The 7,006-nt window shown below is 61.4% G+C and carries 6 protein-coding genes; 3 read left to right on the plus strand and 3 right to left on the minus strand.

What is annotated here, in order from left to right:
• The coding region (locus tag Q9K01_RS15335; RefSeq protein WP_305930992.1) for an IS110 family RNA-guided transposase at positions 1-776 on the minus strand (776 nt) is incomplete at its 3' end.
• A gap of 86 nt (positions 777-862) precedes the next feature.
• On the opposite strand from Q9K01_RS15335, the gene Q9K01_RS15340 reads away from it, so the two are divergent.
• Positions 863-1,165, plus strand: a complete 303-nt coding sequence (locus Q9K01_RS15340) for a hypothetical protein (RefSeq protein ID WP_305930993.1) — start codon at positions 863-865, stop codon at positions 1,163-1,165.
• Positions 1,166-1,659: 494 nt separating this feature from the next.
• On the opposite strand, the gene Q9K01_RS15345 is transcribed toward Q9K01_RS15340, so the two are convergent.
• Positions 1,660-2,916 carry a type II toxin-antitoxin system HipA family toxin gene (locus Q9K01_RS15345; protein ID WP_305930994.1) on the minus strand — a complete coding sequence of 419 codons (1,257 nt, stop codon included), beginning with the start codon at positions 2,914-2,916 and terminating at the stop codon, positions 1,660-1,662.
• Between the two features lie 6 nt (positions 2,917-2,922).
• Positions 2,923-3,147, minus strand: coding sequence for an XRE family transcriptional regulator (locus Q9K01_RS15350; protein WP_305930995.1), 225 nt, complete (start codon positions 3,145-3,147; stop codon positions 2,923-2,925).
• 317 nt (positions 3,148-3,464) lie between these two features.
• Between Q9K01_RS15350 and Q9K01_RS15355 the strand changes: the two genes are divergently transcribed.
• Positions 3,465-4,379 carry a DUF7146 domain-containing protein gene (locus Q9K01_RS15355; RefSeq protein WP_305930996.1) on the plus strand — a complete coding sequence of 305 codons (915 nt, stop codon included), beginning with the start codon at positions 3,465-3,467 and terminating at the stop codon, positions 4,377-4,379.
• A 75-nt stretch (positions 4,380-4,454) separates the two neighbouring features.
• Entirely contained in the window at positions 4,455-6,938 is a 2,484-nt protein-coding gene (locus tag Q9K01_RS15360; RefSeq protein ID WP_305930997.1) for a strawberry notch-like NTP hydrolase domain-containing protein, read from the plus strand.
• Positions 6,939-7,006: the final 68 nt, after the last annotated feature.

Genomic DNA, 7,006 nt, shown 5'->3' on the forward strand with positions numbered 1-7,006 from the left:
CGCTCCTTACCACCGGAGCTGTGCGGTCGTGGTGTGAGCCCAAGCCACGCTGCAAACTGTCGTCCCGATCGGAACAACGATGCATCTGGGACAGCAGCTGCAATGGCTGATGCGGTAATTGGGCCGATGCCCGGGATCGTCGCGAGACGGCGGCTCGTCTGCCATGCAAGGATCTGTGTCTCGAGCCGATCGATCTCGCTGGAAAGCGCTCTCAGCTGTGCGGCGATGCCGTGAAGCGCTGATCTGGCATGAGCCGGCAGTCTGCTTTGCTCGTCGTGGAGCGCCTTCAATGATGCGGTAACCCCTCCGGCGCCCACGCGAGTGACGATCCCGTATTCAGCAAGGTGCCCTCGCAGTCCGTTGATCAACATCGTTCGTTGCCGGACCAGAAAATCTCGGCTCTTATGGAGCATCAACACCGCTTGCTGTTCGACCGTTTTCACAGCAACGCAGCGCATCGTTGGTCGGGTTACCGCCTCACAGATCGCCTCGGCATCTGCCGCATCGGTCTTCCCGCGCTTCACGTATGGTTTGACGTAGGCTGGTGGCATCAATCGCACCTCATGGCCCAGAGCCATAAGCTCGCGGCCCCAGTGATGCGCCGATGCGCAGGCTTCCATGCCGACCAGGCACGCCGGCAAATCGGTGAAGAAGCGGATCACCTCAGCCCGCCGCAGCTTGCGCCGGACAAGCACTTCACCGTCACTCCCAATTGCGTGTATCTGAAATACGTTTTTCGCCAGATCCAATCCGACGGTGACAACCTCTTTCTCCATGGAACGAATCCTAGACGTGGACCTACAACGACTGCACCTTGCCATACTTAGGCTGGTGCGAGAGCCGTCCACGACATCACGTCAGAATGACAACAAAACTTCTAACAGGTATTTTATCGAAGCCAGTCGAATCGAGTTCGCAAGCTCGGCTGACCCTTACCGAACGGGCTTTCCAGATTGGCTTTGGGGCGATGCAATGGCCCTGGTTGCTCAAAAGCCTTTATGGCGGAACTCGCCACTCCAAGTTCGCTCTCCTGGAGCGACTCAGGCTAGACCATGATGCACTTCCTCATCTTGGCAGCTGGAAGGCGGACACTCACTTCCTCAATCGCGTTGTCGATCTGGTTGAAGAGCGGCAACCCGCAAATGTCGTCGAGCTCGGCTCTTGAGCCACATCCCTTATCATTTCAAGTGCGCTTAAGAAGAACGGGAAGGGCAGGCTGCATAGTTACGACCAGCACTTGCCGTTCGTTGGAGAAATGATGAAGTGGCTTTCCGATTACGACCTGGATGCGGCCTTTCACTATGCACCCCTTCTTTATCTAAGCCGATCAACGGTTTCGAGATACCGCCTGAAAGCTTCCGGGTTGCATGCGGATCCTTTTCTTCAGTACGCCTTGCAGAAGAGGATAGTTGGCTAATGCCCGCCGGTCGTAGATTGCTGTCGGTTCAAGAAGAGTGGAGACGCTGGGTGCGATGACATGACATCACATGGCAAAGACGCTTTTTTCCGCTATGCGCGGTTTTCGCGATCACAGCGCAGGCACCAAAGCCATCGCTCCCTGCTTGCTGACTTTAAGTCGCAGTAACCGGAATTCTATCAGATTTCAGTGGGTAATCACCACGCGGCGAGAGCGTGTTTCTCCTCAGAGCGCGCAAAGATTCAGGAGTGCGGATCTACATTTGCGAGCCGGAAACAGGTTGCAAAACGCTTGCGGTCCGCTGCGCTGATACCCGCCTGGGCGAAAAGTGCCTCCCACCTGGCGCTCACGATTTGCTTTACCTCGTTCACAACCGCAGCGGCCTCGTCGGCTCCCAGATCGAAGATGGCAGCCCCGGCGAGGGCGTTCTCAAGCGTGGCATTGCGCCCTTCTGGACCCACTCCGAGAACGAGCCGGCGCTCCAGGCCAACCTGGGGCTTCGGCACGACGTCGTAGAGCGGCGACAGTCGCCAACCCGTTCCATCGAACAGGAAGCCATGGTTGCGCAGGTGATCATCGTCGTTCGTGACGAGGATGTTGAGCACCATGCGTCGAAACAGCTCGTGGAGATCCCTGCGCACCTTAGTGCCGAACTGCCGGATTGATCCGGCCAGATCCGCATAGCTGTAGCGGCTGACCTCGCTTTCGTGCGCCCCAAGAATGGTCAGGCCCGAAGCGAACGGCAGGCGCTCAAGCCGATTGCCACGGGGAATTCGATCGAACCTCTCGATCAGATAGATGTCGCGATCGAGGACGCAGCGAAAATCGAGCGGCGGCACATCGAGACCACATTCGGCAGCAAGACGCATCGTCGCAAGTTCCACCCGGCACTCGGGGAAACTGTCGCCACGCTTCTGGAACTTGGCGATCCATGGTTGTTCGCCGATCGTGGTCGCGGCCTTGGGGCGTGCTCCGCCGAGCGAGGAGCCGGCCGCCAGGAGCGCGCGCAGGTTCTCATCCAGCACGTCAACGTGCTGCGCACGCTCGGCGGCTTCCGCGAGTTCGGCAAGAGTGAACTCTTCCCCCGGAGCTGGGCCGTCCCCCCACGGGGTAATGCGCTCCGGTCGCTCGGGAGTAGAACCGAAGGCGAGCGCGCCCACCCGGTGATCACCAGAAGCAAGAATAAGATCAGCGTCGCCGGGCAGGCGGTCACCCATTGCCTTGTACATGAGGTACTGGCCCCAACCGTCCGGTGCTGCATCACGGATTCCGTTGAAGACGGCAAAGCCTTCTTCCGTCTGGTAAGACCGGGCCGTTCCCGCACCATGGAGGGGAAGGGCCACCGGGTCGACGGCAACCCTGTCGGCCCGCTCAAGATAACGACGCCCATAGGCAAAGGTCGCGTACTTATTGCGCGGTTCATCGGTCATCGTGAGGAGCCCGGCCGGAACCGGACCCTCAGCAAGATAGACGAACACATAGGTGCGGACCGTCGACATGGCAGGCTAGAAGTCCAACTCGTCGTCGCTGGCTGCGTGCGTGGTCTTGGGCAGACGCGAAAGATCCTCGCTGATCCCCGCCCGGTCGCTGTCCGGCGCGATCAGCCCGGCGAGGCGTTCGGTCATTCCCAAGACGTGGAGTGCGCTGGCGAGGACTGCCAGGCCGACTGTGGGATCGCCAGCCTCGAGACGCTGGAGCGTCTGGATGGATACGAGCATGCGTTCGGCCATCAGGCGTTGGGGGAGCTTCCGTCGACGACGCGCGAGCGAGATGTCCTTGCCCAGTCGCGCAATCGCGCGCTGGCTCTGGGGCGGCAGTCCGCTGGCAGCTCGTGAAGCACGTGGCATGAGCGATTAGATGACATATCATGCGAGATTATGCAAATAGACATGATATGTCATGCGATATGTGGCTGGCAGGCATAGCAAAATCGAACATTAATATGCCCGGAAATGTACAGCCATCTCGAACAATGGACGGGCGAGGATCACAGGCGGGAGGAGAGGCTGCGTCGGAGGACGGCAACTGCTTTGCGAAGGAGCCGAGAATGTCCGTCTGCATCCCTGCACATCACATTTCTTCTCTAAAATATACAGCCCGCCGCATCTGCGAATCGCGGGGCGGTAAATGGTCAGGCACAAAAGGAATGGCCTGCTGTCCTGCACACAAGGACCGCACACCCTCGCTGGGCGTGACGCTCGGCCGAAAGGCTATCCTCTTTCACTGCTTCGCGGGATGCGACCAAGAGAGCGTGCTATCCGCTCTTGCACGTGAAGGTTTCGACGCGGCTATGCTCTTTTCGGGCTCTTCGGCTGCTGATCCTTTCGAGCCAGTGAAGGTCCGCAGCGCCTCGGCGGCAGCGCTGCGGATCTGGCGCGAAGCGGAACAATTGGGTGCCAGTCCGGCCAAAGCCTACCTTGAACGCCGCGGTATCCTCGCCGCATCGTCGGCGCTTCGCTTTCATCCACGCGCGCCGCTCGGACCGAAAGGACGAACCCGCTTTCTTCCAGCCATGATCGCGGCGGTCAGCCTCGACGCGGGGCCGATCGCGATCCACCGCACGTTTTTGGCGACCGAGGCCGCAACCAAGGCTGCCTTCGACAAGCCGAAGCGCGCGCTCGGCTCACTCGGTGAAGCTGCTGTCCGCCTCTTTGCTCCGGTTGCCGGGAAGCTCGGCCTTGCCGAGGGAATCGAAAGCGCGATGTCAGCCTACGCGCTCACAGGCATTCCTGTCTGGGCAACCTTGGGTAATGAGCGCTTCGGCCTAGTCAGCCTGCCCGAGGGCGTTGCCGAACTTCATCTCTTCGTCGATCACGACGCTGGCGGCGAACTCGCCGCGTCGCGTGGCCTGGCAGCACACGAACGCGAGGGACGCACAATCGTGGTTCGCCAGCCACGTCCTGGCGATACCGACTGGAACGACGAACTCAAAGCCTGGCTGCGCCGCAAAGCGGCGCCGTAGAGGAGAGAGGGCTTCTCGAATTCCTGATCCGGCAGAGGGCGTGTCCCGATGCTCCCATCAGGAGGACGAATTGCCATGTTTCAATCAGACCTGTTTCCCGCCGGCGAGCAGTTGCCGTCAGAGCCACTGGCCTATGCCATCGGCACCAGGATTGCCGCGCTTCTCGCCTCGGGTCGTCACCTGACCCGTGCCGACATTTCCGGCCTGTTCGCCGAAGAAACCGGCGGCAGGGACTGGGGATGCGCCTGGACCATCGACGACTACAACAGCGCGGTCGAGATCGGCGCACTACTCTGGCTTCGAGAGTCCTCACGGATCGATCTAGCGACCAGCGTTCATGAAGCAGAAGCGCGTTTCGACTGGCTCGAAGCAGCCTTGCCGCCGCGGCACGTTCGCAGCGAAGCACAGGTCGAGCTTCAGCAGTTCTCGACCCCGCCAATGCTGACCTGGCTGATGGCAAACGCTGCAGCAGTTTCTGCGCACGACACGCTGCTCGAGCCGTCCGCCGGCAATGGCGCCCTTGCCCTTTGGGGCAGCGTTCAGAACGCTTCGCTGCTACTCAACGAGATCGATCCGGCAAGACGAGATGCCTTGGCCCACATCTTCTCTTCGGCCACATTCACTGCGCACGACGGCGAGCTGATCGCCGACCTGCATCATGGCCCTGTTCCGTCGCTCGTAATGATGAACCCGCCATTCGCCCGCAGCCAGGAACGCGGCAAGGACGGTGAGACGGCGCAGCGCCACCTACGCAGCGCGATCCGCGCTGCTGCCAGTGGGGCGAGGATCGTCGCGATCATGCCCGATGGCTTTGATGCTTCCACGTTCGCCAAAGCACAGGACGAATCGTCGTTCCTGCTCAATGTCCGCTTGGAGCAGATGTTTCGCCGGACAGGGACGGCGATCGCCGTTCGTCTGGTCGTGATCGACAAGACTCCGACTGCGTCCTCGTCAGCGATCATCGGAGATACCTGCGACCTGATCGCGCTCCACGAGCTGATCACCGCCCTTCCGCCAAGGGCGAAGATATCCGCCAGCCTCCATCACCTGCCAGTCGGCACGCCAGTGCGCCTTGCTGGCAAGGCTTCGACCCAACGCACGCCGGTCCGGCCGGTGGCGCCTTTTGCTGCGACACCAAGAGCTACAGCGAATGCGATCGATCTGGCCTATTCGGTCCTCGCCGAACCCGCGCCGGTGCCCGAACAGGCAGGCATCTACTTACCTTACCGGCCTAGCCGCATCGCGTTCGAGGGCGCGCCGATCCATCCGACCCCGCTCGTGGAATCGGTCGCGATGGGCTCGGTCGCGGCACCCCCGCCGGAGGTTAGTCCGCGTCTCCCTGCTCGCTGGCAGGCCGATGGCCTTCTATCCGAGGCCCAGTGCGAGACATTGGTCTACGCAGCCCAGGCATTCGCGCGCGATCTCCCCGGTCGCTTCAAGGTCAGCCAGGAAGGCACCATGCTGGAACTGTCCGAGGATGGGCACGCCTACCGACAGGGCTTCTTCCTTGGCGACGGGACCGGAGCAGGCAAGGGACGGCAGATCGCAGCAGTCATCATGGACCGCTGGCTCGTCGGCGAGCGTCGTCACGTGTGGATCACCAAGAACGAGGCGCTGCTCGAAGATGCGCGCCGCGACTGGGAAGCGCTAGGCGGGCTGCCACTCGATCTCCAGCCGCTCTCGCGCTGGAAACTCAGCCACCCTGTAACGATGTCCGAAGGCATCCTTTTCGTCACCTACCCGACGCTGCGCTCGGGCCGCGCCGAGGATACTCGGCTCGACCAGATCCTTGCTTGGGCGGGCGAGGATTTCGACGGCGTGATCGCCTTCGACGAAGCCCACGCCATGGCCAATGCGCTCGGGGGCTATTCAACCCGCGGCAAGGTCAAGGGCTCCGAACAAGGGATGGCGGGCCTCAGGCTGCAGAACCATCTCCCGCGCGCCCGTGTGCTCTACGCATCGGCCACCGGCGCTTCGGATATCGCCAACCTCGGCTACACGTCCCGGCTTGGCCTCTGGGGACCCGAGACGGCTTTCCCGACCCACGAGGCCTTCATGACCGAAATCCGCGCTGGCGGGGTCGCGGCGATGGAACTCGTCGCCCGCGACCTCAAGGCCCAGGGTCTTTATCTCGCTCGCGCATTGTCCTTTGCAGGCGTCGAGTACGAGATCCTCGAACACTGCCTGACCGACGCGCAGGTGCGGATTTACGATGCCTATGCTGATGCCTGGGCGATCATTCACCGCAATCTCGAAGCGGCACTGGAGGCAACGCGGGTGGTCGACGAGGACAGCGGCGATGCCCTAAACCGCAATGCCAAGGCTGCGGCGCTGTCGATCTTCGAAGGCACCAAGCAGCGGTTTTTTGCCCAGCTCCTGCTCTCGATGAAACTACCGAGCCTGATCCCCGCGATGGAAGCGGCGCTTGGCGAGGACCATTCGGTGGTCGTGCAGCTGGTCTCGACCGCCGAGGCCATGCTCGACCGGCGCCTTGCTGACCTTACCGTGGAAGAACGCGAAGCGCTCGATATCGATCTGTCCCCTCGCGAATATGTCTAATGTTGAGCTCAGCATTAGACATATTCTTTGCAGTCGCAGTTTATGTCGAGCGTCGCAGCCGGAGGCGC

Source organism: Qipengyuania benthica (genome assembly GCF_030717865.1).
GTDB lineage: Bacteria > Pseudomonadota > Alphaproteobacteria > Sphingomonadales > Sphingomonadaceae > Qipengyuania > Qipengyuania benthica.

Bases quoted from the DNA above. Each gene is read 5' to 3' on its own strand.
- Q9K01_RS15360 (WP_305930997.1), top strand. From the start codon at position 4,455: ATGTTTCAATCAGACCTGTTTCCCGCCGGCGAGCAGTTGCCGTCAGAG.
- Q9K01_RS15345 (WP_305930994.1), bottom strand. From the start codon at position 2,916: ATGTCGACGGTCCGCACCTATGTGTTCGTCTATCTTGCTGAGGGTCCG.
- Q9K01_RS15355 (WP_305930996.1), top strand. From the start codon at position 3,465: ATGTCCGTCTGCATCCCTGCACATCACATTTCTTCTCTAAAATATACA.
- Q9K01_RS15350 (WP_305930995.1), bottom strand. From the start codon at position 3,147: ATGGCCGAACGCATGCTCGTATCCATCCAGACGCTCCAGCGTCTCGAG.
- Q9K01_RS15340 (WP_305930993.1), top strand. From the start codon at position 863: ATGACAACAAAACTTCTAACAGGTATTTTATCGAAGCCAGTCGAATCG.